Here is a 21,135-nt window from a genome sequence, read left to right on the forward strand (position 1 = left end):
ATGAGTGCAGAGCTGACGCTCGGCGCCGAGGAAGAACTGCACCTCATCGACCTCGAGTCCGGCCGACTTTCCGCGAAGGCCCCGCGCCTCCTGCCCAGGCTCCCCGCCGACCGGTTCGGCGCCGAGCTCCAGCGCACGACCATCGAGACGAACACGCCCGTGGTCCGTTCGCTCGACGACCTCAGGCGGGTGATCGTCGACCTGCGCAGCGAGCTGAGCGTGGCGATCGCACCGGCCGGGGTCACCATCGCCGCGGCCGGCACCGCACCGCGGTCCGAGTACGCCGACTTCGAGCTGACCTCCGGTGGCCGCTACGGCCGGATGCAGGAGCAGTACCGGATGCTGGTCGACGAGCAGCTCATCTGCGGTCTGCAGGTGCACGTCGGGGTGAGCGACCGCGACCTGGCGGTGCAGATCGCCCAGCGTGTGGCGCCCGTGCTGCCGGTGCTCCTGGCGCTCAGCGCGTCGAGCCCGTTCTGGAACGGGCAGGACACCGGGTACTCGTCGTTCCGGAGCATCATCTGGCAGCGCTGGCCGTCCGCCGGCAGCTTCGGCCGGGTCGCGGACGCCGCCGAGTACGACGCGATGCTCGAGGACCTCATCGCCTCGGGCGTGATCGCCGACAAGAAGATGGCGTACTTCGACGTCCGGCCGTCCTCGCACGCGCCCACGCTCGAACTGCGGGTCTGCGACGCGACCCCGGTGGTGGACGACGCGGTGCTCATCGCCGGCCTGTTCCGCGCCGCCGTCCGCAAGGCGGAGAAGTCCGTCGAGTCCGGTGCCGGGTGGCAGCCGCGCAGTGAGCCCCTGCACCGCGCGGCGATGTGGCAGGCGGCACGGAGCGGTCTCAGCGGCGAACTGCTCGGACAGGGCCTGCACCCGGAACGGCTGCCCGCGGAGATCGCGGTGCGTCAGCTGCTCGACCGCCTGCGCCCGGAACTCGAGGAGCTCGGTGACTGGGGCACGGTGGCGGACCTGCTGGAGGACACCCTCGCGCGCGGCAACTCCACCGACCGGCAGCGCACCGCCTACGCCGAGCGGGGCGAGCTCGACGACGTCGTGGCCCTGGTGGTCCAGGACACCGCGGGCACCCCGTCGGGCCGCGCCGAGCACCCGTCGATCGCGATCCCCTCGTACCGCGTGCGTGCCGGCGACGAGGCCGTCGGGCCCGGTGCCCGTCCGCGTCCCGCCTTCCGCGACCTGGCCGCCTTCTTCGGCGGGTGGGACGCCGAGACGACCATCGAGCGCTGCGCCGCGCGGGACGCCTGGACCCGCGAGCACGAGGTCGGCTTCGTGGTCGACGGCGGCGTGCAGGCGTTCGGGTGCGACCTCGTCCCGCGCACCGTGAGCGCCTACGAGTGGAGCCAGCTCGGCCTCGGCCTCGGACAGCGGGCACGCGCGATCGAGCTGTTCCTCCGCGACGCGTACGGCGAGCGGCGGATCGTCGCCGACGGCGCGATGGACGAGCACCAGTTCGTGGGCGCGAACGGCTGGGACCCGGACGCGATGCGGCTCCCCGCGTCGGCCGTCCGGGCACCGGTGATGGGCTTCGACCTGGTGCGGAACGAGTTCGGTGGGTGGCGCGTCCTCGAGGACAACGTGCGCTCGCCCTCGGGCGTCGCCTTCGGCATGGCGCTCCGCGAGCTCATGGACGAGGTCGTGCCGGACGCCCCGCGGCCCGAACACCTCCGCGACCCGCGCAGCGTCACCAGGCGCCTGCGTGACACCCTCCGGACCAACGCGACCGCCGTCACCGGCAACCCGGACCCGGTCATCGGACTCGTGAGCGACGGCCCCGCCGCCGGCGCGTGGTTCGAACACCGCAGGCTGGCCGACGGTGCCGGGCTGCGCCTCCTGGCCGACTCCGACCTGGACGTCCGCGACGGGCGGGTCGTCGTGGCCGCGACCGGCGAGGTCCTCGACGGGCTGTACCTGCGGGTCGACCGCGATGCGAGTGCGCTGCGGAACGACCACGCACCGGACCTCGGCAGTCGGATCCTCGACGCGGCCGAGGCCGGCCGTGTCCACCTCACCAACGCACCGGGCAACGCACTCGTCGACGACAAGGCGATGTACGTCAACGTGCCCGACCTCATCTGGTACTACCTCGACGAGAAGCCCCTGCTCGACTCGGTGCCGACCTACCGCACCAGCATCGAGGGCGAACGGCTCTCCGTGCTCGACCGTGTCGGGGAACTCGTCACGAAGCCCGTCGACGGCGAGGGCGGACGCGGCGTCCTCATCGGCCCGAGCGCCAGCGCGCCCGAGGTCGCCGAGCGTCGGCGGGAGATCGCCGCGAACCCCGAGGGGTGGGTCGGGCAGGAGGTCGTGCAACTCTCCTCGCACCCGACGATCGGGCCCGCCGGGTTCGACCCGCGACACGTCGACCTCCGCGCGTTCGTCTACGTCACGGGCACCGGTCCGGACGACGTCCACCTCGCCGACGTCGCACTCACCCGCGTGGCTCCGGAGGGCAGCATGGTCGTCAACTCCTCACGGGGCGGCGGCGCCAAGGACACGTGGATCATCGGCGATCGAGGCGACACCGAGCAGGAGGACAGCTGATGTGTGGACTCGCGGGCGAGATCCGGTTCGACGGACGTCCGGCGGACGTCGGAGCAGTGGCGCGGATGACCGGGTGCCTGGTCCACCGCGGCCCCGACGGCGACGGACTCTGGGCGCGCGGACCGGTGGCGCTCGGCCACCGCCGGCTGTCCATCGTCGACCTGTCCACCGCCGGCGCGCAGCCGATGGTGGTCCCGCGCGCCGGGCTGACGATCGCCTACAACGGGATGGTCTACAACTACCGGCAGCTCCGCGACGAGCTGCGGGCCAAGGGGCACGAGTTCTTCTCGACCTCCGACACCGAGGTCATCGTCGCGGCGTACGCCGAGTGGGGCACCGCGTTCGTCGAGCACCTGATCGGGATGTTCGCGATCGTCATCTGGGAGCACGCGAGCGGCCGGCTGGTCCTGGCCCGCGACCGCCTGGGCATCAAGCCGCTGTACGTCGCGGATGTCCCCGGCGGGGTGCGGTTCGCTTCGTCCCTGCCGGCGATCCTGGCCGGCGGCGAGGTCGACACCTCGATCGACCCGGTCGCCTTCGCGTCGTACATGACCTTCCACTCCATCGTCCCGGCACCGCGCACGATCCTGTCCGGCGTCGGCAAGCTCCCGCCCGCGACCGTCCGGGTCATCGAGCCGGACGGCAGTTCCCACGACGAGACCTACTGGGAGCCCCGCTTCGAGCGCGACCCCGCCAAGGCCGACTGGTCCGACCAGGACTGGCAGGAGGGCTTCACCGAGAAACTCCGCACCGCCGTCGAGCGCCGCATGGTCGCCGACGTCCCGGTCGGCGTGCTGCTCTCCGGCGGGATCGACTCCTCGCTCGTGGTCGCCCTGCTCGCCGAGGCCGGCCAGCAGGACCTCGCCACGTTCAGCATCGGGTTCGAGTCGGCGGGCGGCGAGTCCGGCGACGAGTTCGAGTACTCCGACGAAGTGGCGCGGCACTTCGGCACCGACCACCACCGCATCCGCATCCCCTCGTCCCGCCTGCTCGACGGCATCGACGGCGCCGTCCAGGCGATGAGCGAACCGATGGTCAGCCACGACTGCGTCGCGTTCTACCTGCTCTCGCAGGAGGTCTCGCAGCACGTCAAGGTCGTGCAGTCCGGGCAGGGCGCGGACGAGGTGCTCGGCGGGTACAGCTGGTACCCGCCGCTCGCGTCCGTCCCGCGTGACGAAGCGGCCGAGGTCTACCGCTCCGTGTTCATGGACCGCCGCTGGCCCGCCCTGCAGGGGATCCTCGGGGAGCGGTGGCGGAGCGACGACGACACGCCCTCGGCGTTCGTCGACGCCGAGTTCGCCCGGCCGGGCGCCGAGACGAGCGTCGATGCGGCGCTGCGGAGCGACACCACGATCATGCTCGTCGACGACCCGGTGAAGCGGGTCGACAACATGACGATGGCGTGGGGGCTCGAGGCGCGAGTGCCGTTCCTCGACCACGAGTTCGTCGAGTTCGCCGGGGCGATCCCGCCGGCGCTCAAGCTCGCGGACGGCGGCAAGGGCGTCATGAAGCGCGCGGCGCGCGGCATCGTGCCGGACGCGGTCATCGACCGGACGAAGGGGTACTTCCCGGTACCCGCGATCCGGCAGCTGGAGGGGCCGTACCTCGAGCGTGTGCGGCAGGCGCTGCACGCCCCGGAGGCGCGGGAACGCGGGCTGTTCGACCCGGGTACGGTCGAGCGGATGCTCCAGGACCCGAACAGCACGCGGACCGAGATCGGCGCCAACGCGCTCTGGCAGCTCGGCCTGATCGAGATGTGGCTGCAGCACCAGGGGGTGCGATGAGCCGGCCTGGAGGCACGACACCGGTCGCGTCGTCGGCCCGCGTCGAGCAGGCGGCGGGCCTGGGCGAGCGCCTCGTCGCCGCCTGGGGATCGTGGGGGCCCACCATGACGAGGAACGCGCGTCGCGTCGCCTTCGTCAGCGACCGGCACGGCACACCCGAGGTCTTCGTGCAGGACGTCGTCGTGGACGGTGAACCGCCCCAGCCCGTCCGGATCCGGCTGTCCGACGACCCGGTGGTCCGGGTGACGTGGTCGTCGGACGGCGAGTGGCTCGCCGTGGCCATCGCGACCGACGGCGGCGTGAAGCAGCAGGTCTGGGTGGTCCGCCCCGACGGCAGCGACGCCGCGCAGATCGCGGGTTCGCGGTACCAGCACGCCGAACTCGGGCCGTGGAGCCGCAGCGGACACCGGGTCGTCATCACCCTGCCCTCGACCGAACCCGACCAGCCCGCTCGCTCGTACCTCGTCGACCCGGTGTCCGGCGACCGCGACGACCTCGCCGTCGGGGAACTCATCCACATCCTCGACCTCTCCGTCGAGGAGCGCCTCGTCGTGCTCCGCGACGGGCAGCGCGGACACGAGTTCGTGGTCGTCGTCGACCGGCTCACCGACGAGAGCCACGCGCTCCTCACGGACCCGCCGGACGGCTCGGCGGAGATCGCGTTCCTCCGTCCCGCACCCGCGAGCGAGACCAGTCCGCTCGTGGCCTACGTCGCGACCGAGGCCGGACTGCCCCGTCGGCAGCTCGTCGCCCAGCCGGTCGGACCGCACGGGTGGCGCGGGCAACCGCGGCGGATCGTGGAGCGGGTCGACGCCGAGCTCGAGTACCTCGACGCCGACGACGCCGGGCGGACGCTGCTGCTCGGCTGGAACGTCGACGGTCGCAGCGAGCTCGACCTCATCAACACGCACGACGCCTCGCGCACACCCGTGCCGGACCTGCCCGGGTACGTCGTCACCGACCCCGTCCTGAGCCGCGACGGCCGGAGTGTGATCCTGGCGGTCGAAGGGCCCACCCGGCCGCGGGAGCTCTGGCGGCTCGACACGAACGCGCTCACGTGGAGCCGCGTCACGGACGTGCCGGTCCTGCCGGGAGAGACCCTCGTCGAGCCGACGCTCGAGCGGTTCGCCGCCCGTGACGGTCTGGAGATCACCGGTTGGCTGTACCGGGCCGCGGAGCCGACCATCCCGTCGACGCAGCGCGACGGCGAGACCGGTGCCGTGCCTCCCTTCCCGCGCACAGCGCTCGTCCACCTGCACGGCGGACCGGAGTCGCAGGAGCGGCCGACGTTCTCGCCGCAGCACCAGGCGCTCGCCGCTGCGGGGATCACGGTGTTCGCTCCGAACATCCGCGGGTCCTCCGGGTACGGGCACGACTTCGTGCACGCCGACGACCTCGGCCTGCGGTGGAACGCGCTCGCGGACGTCGTGGACTGCGCGCGGTTCCTGGTGTCGAACGGGTACGCGGACCGTTCCAGGGTGGCGGTGGAGGGCCGCTCGTACGGCGGGTACGCGACCCTCGCGTCACTGGCGTTCACGCCGGACGTCTTCGCCGCCGGGGTCGCGATCTGCGGGATGAGCGACTTCGCGACGTTCTACCGCGACACCGAGCCGTGGATCGCCGCGGCCGCCGCGACGAAGTACGGGCACCCCGTGGACGACGCCGCGCTCCTGGGCTCCCTCTCACCGATGCGCGCGATCGACGACGTCGCGGCGCCGCTCCTCGTCGTGCACGGCGAACTCGACACGAACGTGCCGATCGGCGAGGCGCACCAGGTCGTGGCGGCGCTGCGGGAGCGGTCGCACGACGTGGAGTACCTCGAGCTCGAGGGGGAGGGGCACGAGTACCGGCGCGCGTCGTCCCGCGCGGAACTCGTCCGGCGCATGGTGGAGTTCGTCGCGGACCGCCTCGCCTGAGCGCGGCGGCACCTGGACGCTTCGAGCGGTGCGCGTCACGCGGTGCAACGATCGTCCGTCGGGCGGGTGAGCGGTCGCAGGATGGAGCCATGACGACCAGTGCCCGTCCCACCGACCTGACCCGACCCGGTGACGTCGTCATCACGACCGTCGCCGACGTGGACGGCGTCGTCGAAGGCGCGCGCAACCGGTACGCGGCCGCGGTCGTGGCCGACACCTCGGACTGGGCCGACGGGGACCGGCGTCGACTCGAGGACCTCGGGTTCCGCGGCGGGGACGACCGGGGCGCGGGCGTCCGGACGCTGGACCTGACCACCGCCGACGACGGCACGCCGACGCGCTTGCTCGACAACCCGGCACTCGCCTCGCTGAACGGCCACCACGCCGGGTTCGCCGAGCGCCGCGGGGAGATCGCGCGGTACCTGCCCGACGTGTCGGTGTGGACCGGGATCCCCGCCCGGCCGACCCCGCAGGACTGGGCGGACGTCCGGGCGCTGCTCGGTCCCGGTGCGGTGTTGAGCGTCGGCGCCGAGGCCGTGCTGCCCGACGGCTGGCACGCCGTCGAGAGCGCCGGTGGCGTGCAGCTCACCGGGGAGACCGTCGACGGGGTGCGGGACCCCGAGGCCGTGGAACTCACGCCGGACGACGTCCCCGAGATCCTCGAGCTCATCGCCCGGACGAAGCCCGGACCGTTCCTGCCACGGACGATCGAGCTCGGACGCTACGTCGGCATCCGGCGCGAGGGACGCCTGGTCGCCATGGCCGGGGAGCGCCTGCACCCACCGGCGTGGACCGAGATCAGCGCGGTGTGCACGGACGCCGGCTTCCGCGGGCAGGGGCTCGGGCGCCGGCTCGTGCTCGACGTCGCGTACGGCATCCGGGAGCGGGGCGAGACGCCGCTCATGCACGCGGCGGCGGGCAACACGGGCGCGATCGGCCTCTACCAGCACCTCGGGTTCCGGCTGCGGGACCGCGGGGCACCGCGGTTCGTGCAGGTGCCCTGAGCGCTTCCCGCCGTCTCAGCGGCCGGGCGCGGGCTCGGTCGACGTGGGCGCCGGCTGCAGGGCGGCCAGCTCGGGAGCGGGCTCGCCGAGGACCAGGCGGGCGAGGGCGTCGCCGAGGAGCGGGCCCATCGTGAGACCGGCTGCGCCGTACCCCGTGGCGACGAACAGCCGGTCGTGACCGGGGACGGCTCCCACGATCGGCATCGTGTCGTCGGCGAGCGGACGCAGACCCACGCGCGTCTCGATGACCGTCGCGTCGGCCAGCCCGGGAGCGATGGACAGGGCGTCCCGCAGCACCTGGAGCTGTCCGGCCGCCGTGACCCGGGCATCGAACCCGCTGCCCGTCTCCCGGGTCGCACCCACGGCCACCCTGGACCCGTCGAAGGCGACGAGGTAGTGGTGCGAGAGCGGGTGCACGGACGGCCAGTGCGTGGTGTCGACCCCGGGGAGCGTCAGGTGCGTGATCTGTCCTCGCTGCGGTGCCACCGGGACCCGGAGCCCGATCGCGCCGAGCAGGTCGTTCGTCCAGGCCCCGCCGGCGAGCACGATCGCGTCGGCCTCGAGTTCACGGGCGTCCGTCGTACCCGCGGAGCCCGCACGGTCCGCCGTCGCCCCGGTCAACCGGACGCGTCCGTCGCCGGCCAGGGCGGCGTGCGCCGCGACGGTGCGGCCGCCGCTGCGCAGACCGGCCTCGACCAGGGCGTCGCGCACCGTCCGGCCGTCCACCCGGCCGCCGCCCTCGATCCAGAGCGCGTCGAGTCCGGTCGCGAGCGGCGGGAACAGCTCGCGCGCACGCTCCCCGCCGATGCGCTCGACCCGACCGACCACGTCCGGTTCGGCGGAACGGCGCCGCTCGACCCGCTCCTCGGCCGCGTCGATCGCCGCCGGGTCCGCGTTCACCACGAGGGCGCCGCTGCGTCGGTGATCGGTGCGGCTCACCCCGACGTCGGCCAGACGTGCCAGGGCCTCGGGCCAGAACGCCGCCCCGCGCACGTACAGGTCGGCGAAGGGTCCGTCGATCGCGGACGACCACGGCTGCAGGATGCCGGCGCTCGCCGCGGTCGCCTGTCCGGTCACGCCGTCGTCCACGAGGGTGACGTCGACGCCGCGTCGAGCGAGGGCGAAGAAGGTGGCGGCGCCGGCGATGCCCGACCCGATGACGACGGCGGAACGTGATCCCATCCCCCGATTCTCGGCGGTCGACGCACAGACCGCGAACGAGCGCACCGGCCAGTTCGGGGGGTTGACCCGCTCGTCAGCGCCTCCGCACACTGACTCAGCCACGCACGGGACCGGTGTGGCTCATCAGGGGATCAGGAAGGGCCGGATCGTGCGCATGTCGCTCGTGACCGCAGGGGCGGTCGCCATCGGGGTCGCGCTCGCCGCGGTCACCGTGTCGTCGGGAGGCGGTGCGGCCGTCGGCGCGACGCCGTCGTGTCGTGGGGACCACATCACCGTCGCGTCGCTCGCGAGCGGGTGCGCGGTCTCGTCCGGGACCGTCGTCCTGCCCGACGGCCGGCGCTTCACCGTCCCGCCCGTCGGCACCACCGTCCAGGCGCTGCCGGTCGCGGCGTCGGGAGCTGGGGACCCGGGTGACGTCTCGCTCACGAACACCGGCCGCGCCGGACTCGCGGTGCGCGTCGACGACCATTGGTCCGGATCCCCGGCGGCGGTCCGACAGGAGCGGGCGGCCGTCCAGCACCGGAACGCGGCGCTCGGCTCGACCAGCGGCGCGGCGACCACGACCGCCACCACGAGCGCCCCGTCCAGCTGCAGCAACAAGACCTACACGCGCCTCGGCGTCCGATGGGCGAGCAGGGTCGACTGGCGGTACAACGCGACCGGGCAGAAGGTCGCCGGGGTCACGGCGATCCGGGCGGGCGCGGATGCCTGGACCGGTGCCCTGTCGTCCTGCGGGAAGAAGGTCGCCTCCACCGCCTCGGACCGCTACCTCGGCACCGCCACCGAGGCACCGGGCGTGACCGCGGCCGGCGGGTGCGGTTCGTCCAGCGGGACGAGCGTCGCCGGCTGGGGCTCGCTCCGCTCCGGCACCCTCGCGGTGACGTGCGTCTGGTCGCGCTCCGGCGTCGCGGTCGAGGTCGACGAGCGGTACTCCACGGCGGTCGCGTGGTCGGTGTCCACGACGTGCACGGGCACCCGGTTCGACCTGCGCGGGGTGGCGACGCACGAGTGGGGACACGGCTTCGGCCTCGGGCACACCGCGCAGAGCAGCGGCCTCGTGATGAAGCCCGCGTCGACGACGTGCGAGACCGGGCAGCGCACGCTGGGACTCGGCGACCTGATGGGTATCGACGCCCTCTACTGATCCGTCCCCGTCCCCGTCCCCGTCCCCGTCACCGGCGCCACGACCTCGCTCGGCGCTCACGCGGGCGGGGTGCCGGCGTACCGCCTTCGAGAGCGCCCACGAGTGCTTCCAGCTGCGCGGCGAACGCGGACACGTCGCCTGCGGTCCAGTCGGTGAGGTGGGCGACGAACCGTTCGGACAGGTCTCGACGGAAGGCGTCGATCGTGCTGCGTCCGGAGGTCGTGGGCTGCACCGTGTAGGAGCGTCCGTCGTGCGGGTCTCCGTGCCGTTCGATCAGCGTCGCGGCTTCGAGTTCGGCGACGGCTCGGCTGACCGTCTGCGGTGGCAGGCCGAGTTCTCGCGAGAGGGCGCTGGGCGTGCCGGGCGCGACCGCGGCCGCGTTGAGCACGCCGAGCGCGGCGTACCCGAGCTCTGCCGTCGCGGCGGCGCGCTGCTGGAGCGTGGCCGCACGGTGCAGCGCCCGGATGATCCGCCAGACCGAGTCGTCAGTCTCCACGGCGCCACCGCCGTCCATCGACGGAGGATCCCGTGATCGCCAGCGTCCGGTCGACGAGTCGTCCGAGGTCGTCGGTGTCGTCGACGGCGCCGGCCAGGATCCCGTCGGGTCGCACGAGATGCGCGGTTGCGCGGCCGTACGTGTCCATCCACCGGCCTCCGTGCCGGGGGTCGAGATCGGCGAGACCGACGGAGACCACGTGGAGACGGTGATCGGCGACCGCGAGGTGCTCGGCGGTGACGACCGTGAACCGGCGCGGGTCGAAGCGGTCGAGGAGGCTGCGCCCATCGGCGAGGGCGACGTGCGGCGCTCGGGTCCCGGTCGCCATGGTCGGCCGAGCCGGATCGTCGAAGGCAGCGGCCTCGTTCGTCCCGTAGTGCTGGCCGAGGGAGATGCGGAGCGGGTCGACCTCACCTTCCGCCGGCCCCTGTCCGGGAGCCTTCCGGGATCGGAGGAGGGCCTGGTCGACGATCAGACGGTCGATGGGCCGGCGCTCGGTCTCGTACCGGTCCAGGAGCGGCTCAGGGGCGTCGCCGCGTACGACGGCGGCGAGCATCCATGCCAGGGCGTGCGCGTCCTGCACGCCCGTGTTCCCGCCGAGCCCGCCGTAGGGCGGCATCACGTGGGCGGCATCGCCGACCAGGAACACCCGGCCGGAACGGAACCGGTCGGCGACGAACGCCCCGGTACTCCACAGCGCGACGTCCTCCAGCACCGGCTGCACGTCGGGCATCCCCGTCGCCTCCCGCAGGACACCGGTCAGCTCCGCAGTGAGGTCTCCGGGGTCCCGACCCGTCCACTCCGGCCGGACGTACGTTCCCAGCTGCCACCGCCGATCCACCCCGTTCCCGCGGGCGAACAGGAACGCGCCGGCCGCGCGGCAGAAGACCGCGTCGACCGTGCGTCCGCGCAGCGCGGGCTCCAGATCGGCCCGGAACACCGCACTCACCGACCGGCCGGGCACCTCGGTCCCGGACATCGCGACGCCGAGTCGTTCGCGCAGTGCACTCCGGGCTCCGTCGGCGGCGACGACGAACTGCGCCCGGATCACCCGTGGCCCGTCCGGCCCCTGGACCCGCACCTCGACCGCATCGGGCCGTTCGACGACATCCACCACGGTGGTGCCGAAGCGCACGTCCGCGCCGAGGTCTCCCGCGGCGCTCAGGAGGATCGGTTCGAGACGCTGCTGATCGCAGGAGTAGGGCGTGGTGGGGCTGAGGTCTCCGGCCTCGACCTCGTCCGCCGGCGGCGCGATCCACGTGGACAGGTCGCCCGACAGGGTGTCGGTCACCGCGAAGCCGTGGCTCGGCTCACCCGCCGCGCGGACCGCCGACTCGATGCCGAGCCCGCGGTACAGCTCCATGCTCCGCACCGTCACCAGGCGGGCCTTCGGATGGACGGAGGTCGAAGGACGCCGCTCGACGAGCGTCACCGCCACTCCCTGTCGAGCGAGGAGAGCAGCGCTCGCCGACCCGACGAGGCCGCCGCCCACCACGACGACGTCCGTGTCGATGGTTACTCCCATGGAGGAACCTTATCCGTCATGGTCGATTCTCTAGGATCGATGCATGTCGATCACGATGCCGGGCTTCGGGACGGAACGCATCAGGCAGCTCGGACTGCGAGACCGGGTCTACGACCGGGTGCTCGAGGTCCTCATGGGCCACGACGTCGAACCCGGCATGCGTCTGTCGATCGATGGCCTCGCCCGGACGCTCGGGGTGTCCCCGACACCGGTGCGCGAAGCCCTCGTCCAGCTCGAGCGCACCGGCCTCGTCACGCGCGAGGCGAACAAGGGCTACCGGGTGTCCCCGCCGCTCGCCGGTGACCAGCTCGAGGCGCTCTTCGACGCCCGACTCATCGTCGAGAGCGGCGCCGTCGAGCTCGCGTCCCGAGGCGATGTGCCGGCACTGCGCGCCCGACTGGAGGCGGCGCTCGCCGAGCAGGCGGCGGTCGTCGACGAGATCGCCGCGGTGGGCGCGGGTTCGACGTCCGAGGAGCTGATGGCCCGGTTCTTCCGGAGCGACTGGCAGTTCCACCAGCTGATCTTCGACGCGACGCGGAACCCATTCCTCGAGGAGATGTCCGAGATCATCACGACCCGGGTCCACCGGATGCGGCAGATCGTCGAGGGCGGCGGGGACGACACCGACCGCGCCGTGCACGAGCACCGGGCGATCCTCGAGGCGCTCGCCGTGGACCCCGCCCCCGCGGTCGCGGCGATGCGGCACCACATCGACGCCGTGCGTCTGCGGTCGCGAGCGGACGCGTCGCGCACGGCCTGAGCCCGGTGGTTGCGAATCCCCGTCGATCGAGTATCTTTCCTATAGGAAAGAGGTTCATCGAGGAACCGTGACATGCGAGGGAGCATTCCGTGAGCACACCGCAGGACTGGGTCGACCAGGACTGGAGCCCCACCAGCTGGACGGCGGACACCTGGCCGATCGCCACCTGTCTGCACGGCTTCCCACCGGTCACGCGTGACGGGGTCGCCTTCCACGACGCCGACCCGGCCGTCTGGGACGACGTGTTCGCGCAGATCGAGGCCGTCGGGTTCTCGCTCGCCGAACTCGCCGACAGCCACATCCGGCCCGCCGACCTCGAGCGGTCCCGGCGAGACGAGCTGTTCGCGATCGCGAAGGCGCACGGCGTGGGGATCCCCTCGGTGCACCTGCAGCGCAAGAGCGTCGTCCAGCCCGGGCACGAGGAGGACAACCTCGCCTACGCCCACCGCACGATCGACGCGGCAGCCGAGTGGGGCATGCAGGTCTTCTCGACCGGGCTGCACCAGCCGTTCAACGCGGACCAGCAGCGGGCACTGTGGTTCTGGACCGCGCAGGGACCGAAGGACCCGGACGACCCCGAGGTGTGGGACGCCGCGGTCTCCCGCCTCCGCGAACTCGGTCAGCACGCCGCGTCGGTCGGTCTGCCGATGGCGCTCGAGCTGTACGAGGACACCTACCTCGGAACCGCCGACAGCGCCGTGCGCCTGGTCGAGGAGATCGGCCTCGACAACGTCGGGCTGAACGCCGACGTCGCGAACCTCATCCGTCTGCACCGTCCCGTCGAGGACTGGCGCGAGCTGTTCGCGAAGACGCTGCCGTACACGAACTACCTGCACGTGAAGAACTACACGCGGGACGAAGCAGGCGACGGCAGCTGGGCGACGAGCGCGCCGAGCACCATGGAGGCCGGGCTCATCAACTACCGCCAGGTCCTCCGCGACGCCGTCGCCGACGGGTTCCGCGGCATCGTCATGGCGGAGCAGTACGGCGGGGACAGCCTCGGCGTGTGCGCCACCAACCAGCAGTACATCCGGTCCGTGCTCGCCACGACCAGCGTCGGCCGCGCCGGCACCACCACCGAAGGAGCAACACGATGAGCACCCTCGACATCGCCGTCGTCGGATCCGGCTACATGGGCGGCGGGATCGCCCAGGTCCTCGCCCTCGCCGGCCACACCGTCCGCATCGCCGACGTGTCGGCCGAGATCGCGCAGCAGAACCTCGACCGGCTGATCGGGGAGACCGAGCAGTTCGTCGCCGACGGTCTCTTCCCCGCGGACGCCGTCGAGCGGGTCCGCGCGCACCTCAGCGCCGCGGAGTCGATCGAGGCCGCGGTCGCCGAAGCCGACTTCATCGAGGAGGCGGTGCCCGAGAAGATCGAGATCAAGCACGCGACGCTCCGCCGGATCAGCGAGGCCGCCCGCGCCGACGCGGTCATCGGCTCGAACACGTCGACGATCCTCATCGAGTCCCTCGCCGAGGCCGTCACCGGTCCGGAGCGGTTCCTGGGCGTCCACTTCTCGAACCCGGCTCCGTTCATCCCCGGTGTCGAGCTCATCCCGCACCCCACCACCGGCGACGCCGCCGCGGTCGTCGCCGAGACGGTCGTCGCGTCGACCGGCAAGCAGTCGGCACGGGTGAAGGACGCCACCGGCTTCGTGCTGAACCGCCTGCAGTACGCGCTGTTCGAGGAGGCCACGAAGATCGTCGACGAGGGCATCGCGAGCCCGGACGACATCGACACGATCGTCCGGACGACGTTCGGGTTCCGTCTGCCGTTCTTCGGCCCGTTCGCGATCGCCGACATGGCCGGACTCGACGTCTACGCGTTCTGCTTCGAGTCGCTGCAGACCCGGTGGCCCGAGCGCTTCGCCACCCCGGCCTCGCTCCAGCAGCACGTCGACGCGGGCGAGCTCGGCACGAAGTCCGGAGCGGGCTACCTCCAGGTCCCTGCCGAGCGCACCCCGGAGCTCGTCGCGTACCGGAACAAGGCCTACGTCGCGATGCAGAAGCTCCTCGACGACCTCGGCCCGGCCCCGATCCACTGAACGGAGGGAACGACATGACCGAACAGCACACCGTCGTCCTGACCGGCGCGGCCTCGCCGCGGGGCATCGGGCGGGCCACCGCCCACCACCTCGCCGAGCGCGGGTGGAACGTCGGCATCATCGACCTCGACCAGGCCGCCAGCGAGGCGGTCGCCGCGGAACTCCGCGAGCAGCACGGCGTGCAGGCCGTGGGAGCCGGGGCGAACGTGGCGGACGAATCCGCCGTCCGCGCCGCGTTCGACACGATCGAGGCCGCACTGTCGCCGATCACCGCCCTGGTGAACCTCGCGGGCGTCTCCTCGGCGCACGCCTACCTGGACCTGCCCGAGGGGGAGTGGCACCGCGTCCTGAGCATCAACCTCGACGGGGTGCACTTCGCGAGCCTCCGGGCCGCGGAGTCGATGGTGCAGAACGGGTACGGCCGCATCGTCAACCTGTCGTCGGTCTCCGCGCAGCGCGGTGGCGGCACCTTCAGCAAGACCCCGTACACGGTCGCCAAGGCCGGCGTGATCGGGCTGACCCGCGGCCTCGCGCGGGAACTCGGGCACCAGGGGATCACGGTGAACGCCATCGCCCCCGGGCCGATCGACACCGACATCATGGGCGGGACCCTCACCGAGGAGCGCAAGTCCGCGATGGCGGCCGACGGCGTCCTGCCCCGGATCGGGACGCCGCGGGACATCGCGGCGGCGATCGCCTACCTCATCAGCGAGGACGCCGGCTTCGTCACCGGGCAGACGCTCAACGTCGACGGCGGCCTCTACATGCACTGACGGCCGAGCGGTGCGCGGCAGTCGCCGCGCACCGCCGCCCGACCCGACCCACGACCGGAACGAGCCGACGTGCTCGTCGTGCGTCGTGCCTCCAGGCCGACCCGGCCGACACAAGACCACCCGATCGCGAAGGAGCGACCGTGTCCTCATCCGTCCCCGCCCTGGGGTCCACCCACGATCCCGCCCTGAAGTCGGCGATCGGCAAGGCGACGAAGCACCTCATGCCGATGCTCGTCATCCTGTACTTCGTCGCGTTCCTCGACCGCACCAACGTCGGCTTCGCGGAAGAGGCGCTCAGCGTCGACCGCGACATCTCCGACGCGGCCTTCGCCCTCGGCGCCGGCATCTTCTTCATCGGCTACGCGATCTTCGAGATCCCCTCGAACCTCCTGCTCAAGCGGTTCGGGGCACGCTTCTGGCTCGCCCGCATCGCGATCACGTGGGGGATCGTCGCGGCGCTGTTCTCGTTCACGACGAACGACACCATGTTCATCGTGCTGCGGTTCATCCTCGGTGTGACCGAGGCGGGTCTGTTCCCCGGCGTGATCATGTACCTGTCCGAGTGGTTCCCGAACAAGGTCCGCGTGCGGATGTTCGCGATCTTCTACCTCGCGCAGCCGTTCTCGCAGATGATCGGCGCACCGCTGTCCGGCGGCCTGATCAGCTTCGGCGACAAGGCGACCCCGTTCCACGGCTGGCAGGTGATGTTCGCCGGTGAGGGGATCCTCGCCGTGCTCGCCGGCATCGCGGCGCTCGTGTTCCTGACGAACAGTCCCCAGCAGGCGAGGTGGCTGGAACCCGGGGAGAAGAACTCCCTGACCGCGGCGATGGCCCGGGAGGACACCGCCCGCAGCGAGGACGGCCCGACGGGCATCTGGAAGGCGATGGCGAGCGGCCGCGTCTGGTACTTCACGATCATCTACTTCTGCCTGCAGGTCGCCGTGTACGGCACGACGTTCTACCTGCCGCAGCAGGTCTCCGCGCTGCTCGGGCAGGACGTCGGATGGCAGGTCGGGCTCGTCGCGGCGATCCCGTGGCTCGTCGGCCTGGTCGCCTGCTACCTCGTCGGCTCCAAGGCGGACACGGTCGGGCGTCGCCGGCGCTGGGGAACCCTGTTCTACGTCACCACGGGGCTGTCGATCCTCGGGTCGGCGTGGGCCGGTGCGAACGGGCAGCCGATCCTCGGCATCCTGTTCATCACGCTGGCGGTGGCGAGCTTCCTCGCCGTGGGACCGATCACGTGGGCGTACCCGACGGCGTTCCTCACGGGTGCCGCGGCCGCCGCCGGCATCGGGCTCATCAACTCGCTCGGCAACCTCGGCGGCTTCGTGGCACCGATCATGCGCACCGCGATCAACGAGGTCGTCCCGACGGACAGCGGGGCGTTCGGCATCGTCTCGCTCGGCATCCTGGCGTTCGTGGCCGCGGTGATGATCTTCTGCACGAGGTTCTTCCGCGGGGCGAAGGCGGACGAGCTGCTCGACACGACGCACGTCCGGACGACATCGGCGTCGAAGGGGACGAACGCATGACCCGGCTGTACAACGCCCCCGCCGACTTCGCCGACGAGGCCACCGACGGCTTCGTCGCCGCGAACGGACGCTGGGTGCGGAAGGTGCACGGCGGCGTCGCACGCTCGACGACGTCGCCGGAGGGGACCGTCGCGCTCGTGATCGGCGGCGGCTCGGGGCACTACCCGGCGTTCGGGGGCCTGGTCGGGTACGGCCTCGCCGCCGGCGCCGCGATGGGCAACCTCTTCGCGAGCCCGAGTGCCCAGCAGGTGGCGGCGGTCGCACGCGCCTCCGAGCACGGCGGCGGGGTCCTCCTCAGCTACGGCAACTACGCCGGCGACGTGCTCAACTTCGACGCGGCGGCACGCGCGCTCGAGGCGGACGGCATCGCCGTGCGGACGGTCCGGGTGACCGACGACGTCACGTCCGCCCCGGCCGACCGCGCGCACGAGCGGCGCGGCATCGCGGGCGACCTCTGCGTGTTCAAGGTCGCCGGTGCCGCGGCCGAGCGGGGCGACGACCTCGACGCCGTCACGGCGATCGCCGACCGTGTCAACGCCCGGACGCGCTCGTTCGGCGTCGCGTTCTCCGGCTGCTCCCTGCCCGGCGCCGACGAGCCGCTCTTCGAGGTGCCCGAGGGACGCATGGCCGTCGGGATGGGCATCCACGGCGAACGCGGCATCGACGAGACCGACGTGCCGACGGCGGACGAGCTGGCCTCGCTCCTGGTCGCGCGGCTGCTCGACGAGCTCCCGTCCGGGGTCACGGCCGCCGGGGCCCGGGTCGTCCCGATCCTCAACGGCCTCGGCAGCGTGAAGTACGAGGAGCTGTTCGTCGTCTACCGCTCGGTGCAGCGCCTGCTCGCGGACGCCGGCGTCGTCATCGTGGAGCCCGAGGTCGGTGAGCTCGTCACGAGCTTCGACATGGCCGGGGTCTCGCTGACGCTGTTCTGGCTCGACGACGAACTCGAGGAGCTCTGGGCGGCGCCGGCCGACGCCCCCGCGTACCGCAAGGGCGGTGCGGTGCCGCAGGAGCGGGTCGCGGAGTCGGTCCTCGACGCAGATGCGGCTCCCGACGCGGTCGGGCCGGCCGCCGACGAGTCACGAGCGGCCGCCTCGACCATCGCCGCCGGCCTCGCCACCGTCCGGGCCGTCGTCGACGAGCACGCCGACGAGCTCGGACGGATCGACGCGATCGCCGGGGACGGCGACCACGGCATCGGGATGCAGCGGGGATCGCACGCCGCCGAGGCAGCGGCCGCGGACGCCGTGGCGCGGGGGGCCGGAGTGGGGACGGTCCTGCGGATCGCCGGGGACGCCTGGTCCGACAAGGCCGGCGGTACGTCCGGCGCGATCTGGGGAGCCGCCCTGGAGGCACTGGGTCGCGTCCTCGGGGACGACGCGCGTCCGGCAGCGGCCACCGTCGCGCAGGCCGTCGGCGCCGCCGCCGAAGCGGTGCGGGCCTTCGGTGCGACGGTCGGCGACAAGACGATGGTCGACGCGCTCGTCCCGTTCGACGAGGTGCTCCGGTCGCGCATCGACGAGGGCGTCCCGCTCGCCGAGGCATGGCGTGCGGCGGCGTCCGCGGCGCAGGAGGCGGCGGACCGGACGGCCGAGCTGCTCCCGAGGAAGGGACGCGCGCGCACGCACGCCGAGCACGCGGTCGGTTCGCCCGACCCGGGAGCGGTGTCGTTCGCACTGATCGTGGCGGCGGTCTCGCCGTGATCACCGTCGGGGTGTCGCTGAAGATGTACTTCTCGCACGCGCGCACGCTCGAGTGGGCCGCGTCGGTCGCGGGCATCGCTCGGCGGCACCCCGCGGTGCGTTCGGGCGCGGCCTCGCTGTTCGTGGTGCCGACGTTCCCGGCGCTCGTCCCCGTGCGCGAGGTGCTCGGCGACGCCCCGGTGCTGCTCGGAGCGCAGGACCTGGCGTGGGCCGACGAGGGCGCGTACACGGGGGAGGTGTCCGGTGCCGAGCTCCGGGAGATCGGGGTCGACCTCGTCGAGATCGGCCACGCCGAGCGGCGCTCCCTGTTCCACGAGACGGACGACGACATCGCGGCGAAGGTGCGCGCCGCCTTCCGCAACCGCCTGCGTCCGTTGATCTGCGTCGGTGAGGCGAGCCGTGCCTCCCGTGCGGAGACCGTCGCGGAGGTGACGGCGCGGCTCGACCGAGCCGTCTCGACGGCGGTCGCGGACGGGCTGGCCGGGCCGGTGATCGTGGCGTACGAGCCCGTCTGGGCGATCGGAGCCCCTGCGCCGGCGCCCGACGAGCACATCGTGGCGGTCCTCGGCGGCATCGAGCAGCACCTGGAGGGTCGGCCGGAGCTGCGCGGGAGCGCCGTCGTCTACGGCGGCAGCGCCGGGCCGGGGCTGCTCACGCGTGGTCAGGGGCGGATCGGCGGACTGTTCCTCGGACGGTTCGCCCACGACCCCGCGGCGATCGAGACGGTCCTCGACGAGGTCGCGGCGCTCGACTGAGCGGGTCGCGCGGCCTACCCGTCGTCGCGGGTGCCGGCCAGTCCGTGGTCGTGCGCGTACACCACGAGCTGGACCCGGTCCCGCAGCGCGAGCTTGCCGAGGATGCTCGAGATCTGCGTCTTCACGGTCGACTCGGTGACGAACTCCTTCGCCGCGATCTCCGCGTTCGACAGACCGCGGGACGCCCAGCCGAACACGATCCGCTCCCGGTCCGTCAGCGTCTGGAACTCCCGCGGCTGCGGGGCAGGCGCGCGCTCGACGTCGGCGCCGAACAGCTGTGACAGGTCGTTCGGGGCGATGACCGAGCTGCCCTCGTGCACCGCGCGGACGGCCGCGAACAGGAACGGCGGCGTGGTGTCCTTGAGCAGGAAGCCACTCGCGCCGAGCCGGATCGCCGTCGCCGCAGCGGGGTCGAGGCCGAACGTCGTCAGCACGACCACCCGGGGGAGCGGGCCCTCGACCGCGCCGGAGAACAGCTGCCGCACGGTCTCGACACCGTCCGTCCCCGCCATGCGCATGTCGAGCAGCACGACGTCCGGCCGGAGTTCCGGGATGCGCTCGAGCGCCTCGGCGCCGTCGGACGCCTCACCGACGACGACCATGTCGTCCTGGGCGTCGAGGACGACGCGGAGTCCGGCACGGAACAGCGCCTGGTCGTCGGTGAGCAGGATGCGGATCGGATCGGTCATCGGTTGGTCCCCCCATGGACGTCGAACGGGATGCGGGCGCGTGCTGCGAACACGTCGTCCAGGACGGCGGCGTCGAACGACCCGCCGAGCGCACTGAGCCGGGACTGCATGCCCTCGACACCGCGGCCGGAGCCCGCGGTGCGGCCGTCGCCGACGACGTTCTCGACCTCGAGCACGACGTCGGCCGACCGCCAGGTCTCCCGCACGGTGACCGGCATGCCCGGGGCGCCGTGTCGGAGCGCGTTCGTGAGCATCTCCTGCAGGACCCGCCGCGCGGCCGTCCCGCTGTCCGGTCCGAGGGTCACCGGGGCCCCGCGGACGGCGTGGTCCACGTCGACCCCCGCGTCGCGGATGCCCTGCACGATCTCGTCGAGCGACCCCGGGTCCGTCTCGCTCCCCGAACCGTCGATGTGCCCGAGGACCTGCCGGACCTCGACGAGGGAGCTCCGCGCCGTGCTGGCGATCGTGGCGCTGACCTCGCGGATCCGGGCCTCGTCGTCGAGGAACGGCACCGAGTCCGCCTGCGCGATGATCACCGCGAGGGAGTGTCCGACGACGTCGTGCACGTCGCGGGCGATGTCCGCGCGGATGCGTTCGGACTCCGCGACGTCGATGGCACGGGTGGCGGTCGCCTCGGCCTCGGTGGCGACGGCCTCGGCTCGTGAGGCGGCCGCCTCGGCGTCGGCGCGACGCTCGGACTCGCGGTCCCGCGAACGGAACGCCCGGACGGCGACGCCGCCGGCCCACACGCCGAGGAGCGCCGTCACGGGGGCGGCCATGGCCAGGAACGCCTGGTCGCGAGGGCCGTTGAGGAGCACCAGGAACCGGAAGCCGGTCAGGGCGAGGTAGACGGTCGCCCCGATGCCGGCGACGAACGCGAGCAGACCGGAGGCGATGACCTCGGTCCGTGTGCCGACCACGGCCGCGGTCCCGATCACGACGAACATCGCGAGGTCGACGAGCGACGGACGCTCCCCGCCGCCCACCTGGACGATCCCGAGGACGACGACCATGGTCATCGCCGCAGACGGCGAGACTCGGCGGAGGGCGATGGCCCCGGCGGCCGCGAGGACCGCGATCGGACTCGCGTGCTCGAGCTCGAGGTCGATCGGGAGCAGGAAGACGAACGCGGCGAAGACGGCCCAGGCCACGTCGACGACGATCGAACGGGTGGCGAGCGGCCGGATGAACGTGCGCCGTTCCGTCACGGCTCGATCATCGCACGGGGTCGCGGCGCCACCGTCACGGGACGGGCGACAT

At 72.7% G+C, this 21,135-nt stretch carries 17 protein-coding genes; 12 read left to right on the forward strand and 5 right to left on the reverse strand.

Features of this window, described 5'->3' with window-relative positions:
• From HP507_RS17145 to HP507_RS17160, 4 genes are all read left to right on the forward strand, one after another.
• The gene (locus HP507_RS17145; RefSeq protein ID WP_175353001.1) at positions 1–2,565 is read left to right on the forward strand and encodes a carboxylate--amine ligase/circularly permuted type 2 ATP-grasp protein; all 2,565 of its coding nucleotides are present in this window, start codon (positions 1–3) and stop codon (positions 2,563–2,565) included.
• Positions 2,565–4,349 carry an N-acetylglutaminylglutamine amidotransferase gene (locus HP507_RS17150; protein ID WP_175353002.1) on the forward strand — a complete coding sequence of 595 codons (1,785 nt, stop codon included), beginning with the start codon at positions 2,565–2,567 and terminating at the stop codon, positions 4,347–4,349. Before HP507_RS17145 ends, HP507_RS17150 begins: the two co-directional genes overlap by 1 nt.
• A complete protein-coding gene (locus tag HP507_RS17155) occupies positions 4,346–6,265 on the forward strand; it encodes a S9 family peptidase (protein WP_175353003.1) in 1,920 nt (639 codons plus the stop codon). The genes HP507_RS17150 and HP507_RS17155 overlap by 4 nt, the downstream gene beginning before the upstream one ends.
• 89 nt (positions 6,266–6,354) lie before the next feature.
• On the forward strand, positions 6,355–7,269 hold the full coding sequence (locus HP507_RS17160; protein ID WP_175353004.1) for a GNAT family N-acetyltransferase: 915 nt from the start codon (positions 6,355–6,357) through the stop codon (positions 7,267–7,269).
• Between the two features lie 15 nt (positions 7,270–7,284).
• On the opposite strand, the gene HP507_RS17165 is transcribed toward HP507_RS17160, so the two are convergent.
• Positions 7,285–8,451, reverse strand: coding sequence for an NAD(P)/FAD-dependent oxidoreductase (locus tag HP507_RS17165; protein ID WP_175353005.1), 1,167 nt, complete (start codon positions 8,449–8,451; stop codon positions 7,285–7,287).
• A gap of 154 nt (positions 8,452–8,605) precedes the next feature.
• Between HP507_RS17165 and HP507_RS17170 the strand changes: the two genes are divergently transcribed.
• Positions 8,606–9,595: a matrixin family metalloprotease gene (locus HP507_RS17170; RefSeq protein WP_175353006.1), complete on the forward strand. Its 990-nt coding sequence runs from the start codon at positions 8,606–8,608 to the stop codon at positions 9,593–9,595.
• A 28-nt stretch (positions 9,596–9,623) separates the two neighbouring features.
• On the opposite strand, the gene HP507_RS17175 is transcribed toward HP507_RS17170, so the two are convergent.
• Positions 9,624–10,091, reverse strand: coding sequence for a MarR family winged helix-turn-helix transcriptional regulator (locus HP507_RS17175; RefSeq protein WP_175353007.1), 468 nt, complete (start codon positions 10,089–10,091; stop codon positions 9,624–9,626).
• A complete protein-coding gene (locus HP507_RS17180; protein ID WP_175353008.1) occupies positions 10,081–11,616 on the reverse strand; it encodes an FAD-dependent oxidoreductase in 1,536 nt (511 codons plus the stop codon). Before HP507_RS17180 ends, HP507_RS17175 begins: the two co-directional genes overlap by 11 nt.
• A 43-nt stretch (positions 11,617–11,659) precedes the next feature.
• On the opposite strand from HP507_RS17180, the gene HP507_RS17185 reads away from it, so the two are divergent.
• From HP507_RS17185 to HP507_RS17215, 7 genes are all read left to right on the forward strand, one after another.
• A complete protein-coding gene (locus tag HP507_RS17185; protein WP_175353009.1) occupies positions 11,660–12,376 on the forward strand; it encodes a GntR family transcriptional regulator in 717 nt (238 codons plus the stop codon).
• An 89-nt stretch (positions 12,377–12,465) separates the two neighbouring features.
• A complete protein-coding gene (locus tag HP507_RS17190; RefSeq protein WP_175353010.1) occupies positions 12,466–13,473 on the forward strand; it encodes a sugar phosphate isomerase/epimerase family protein in 1,008 nt (335 codons plus the stop codon).
• A complete protein-coding gene (locus HP507_RS17195) occupies positions 13,470–14,423 on the forward strand; it encodes a 3-hydroxyacyl-CoA dehydrogenase family protein (RefSeq protein ID WP_175353011.1) in 954 nt (317 codons plus the stop codon). The genes HP507_RS17190 and HP507_RS17195 overlap by 4 nt, the downstream gene beginning before the upstream one ends.
• A gap of 14 nt (positions 14,424–14,437) precedes the next feature.
• On the forward strand, positions 14,438–15,196 hold the full coding sequence (locus tag HP507_RS17200) for an SDR family NAD(P)-dependent oxidoreductase (RefSeq protein WP_175353012.1): 759 nt from the start codon (positions 14,438–14,440) through the stop codon (positions 15,194–15,196).
• A 140-nt stretch (positions 15,197–15,336) separates the two neighbouring features.
• Positions 15,337–16,728, forward strand: a complete 1,392-nt coding sequence (locus HP507_RS17205; RefSeq protein WP_175353013.1) for an MFS transporter — start codon at positions 15,337–15,339, stop codon at positions 16,726–16,728.
• Positions 16,725–18,431, forward strand: coding sequence for a dihydroxyacetone kinase family protein (locus tag HP507_RS17210; RefSeq protein WP_175353014.1), 1,707 nt, complete (start codon positions 16,725–16,727; stop codon positions 18,429–18,431). Before HP507_RS17205 ends, HP507_RS17210 begins: the two co-directional genes overlap by 4 nt.
• Positions 18,428–19,186: a triose-phosphate isomerase family protein gene (locus HP507_RS17215; protein ID WP_175353015.1), complete on the forward strand. Its 759-nt coding sequence runs from the start codon at positions 18,428–18,430 to the stop codon at positions 19,184–19,186. Before HP507_RS17210 ends, HP507_RS17215 begins: the two co-directional genes overlap by 4 nt.
• A 14-nt stretch (positions 19,187–19,200) precedes the next feature.
• Here the strand turns inward: HP507_RS17215 and HP507_RS17220 are convergent, their stop codons facing one another.
• Both HP507_RS17220 and HP507_RS18475 read right to left on the reverse strand, forming a co-directional pair.
• A complete protein-coding gene (locus tag HP507_RS17220; RefSeq protein ID WP_175353016.1) occupies positions 19,201–19,875 on the reverse strand; it encodes a response regulator in 675 nt (224 codons plus the stop codon).
• Positions 19,872–21,083: a sensor histidine kinase gene (locus HP507_RS18475; protein WP_175353017.1), complete on the reverse strand. Its 1,212-nt coding sequence runs from the start codon at positions 21,081–21,083 to the stop codon at positions 19,872–19,874. The genes HP507_RS17220 and HP507_RS18475 overlap by 4 nt, the downstream gene beginning before the upstream one ends.
• Positions 21,084–21,135: the final 52 nt, after the last annotated feature.

Source organism: Curtobacterium pusillum (assembly GCF_013359865.1).
GTDB lineage: Bacteria > Actinomycetota > Actinomycetes > Actinomycetales > Microbacteriaceae > Curtobacterium > Curtobacterium pusillum.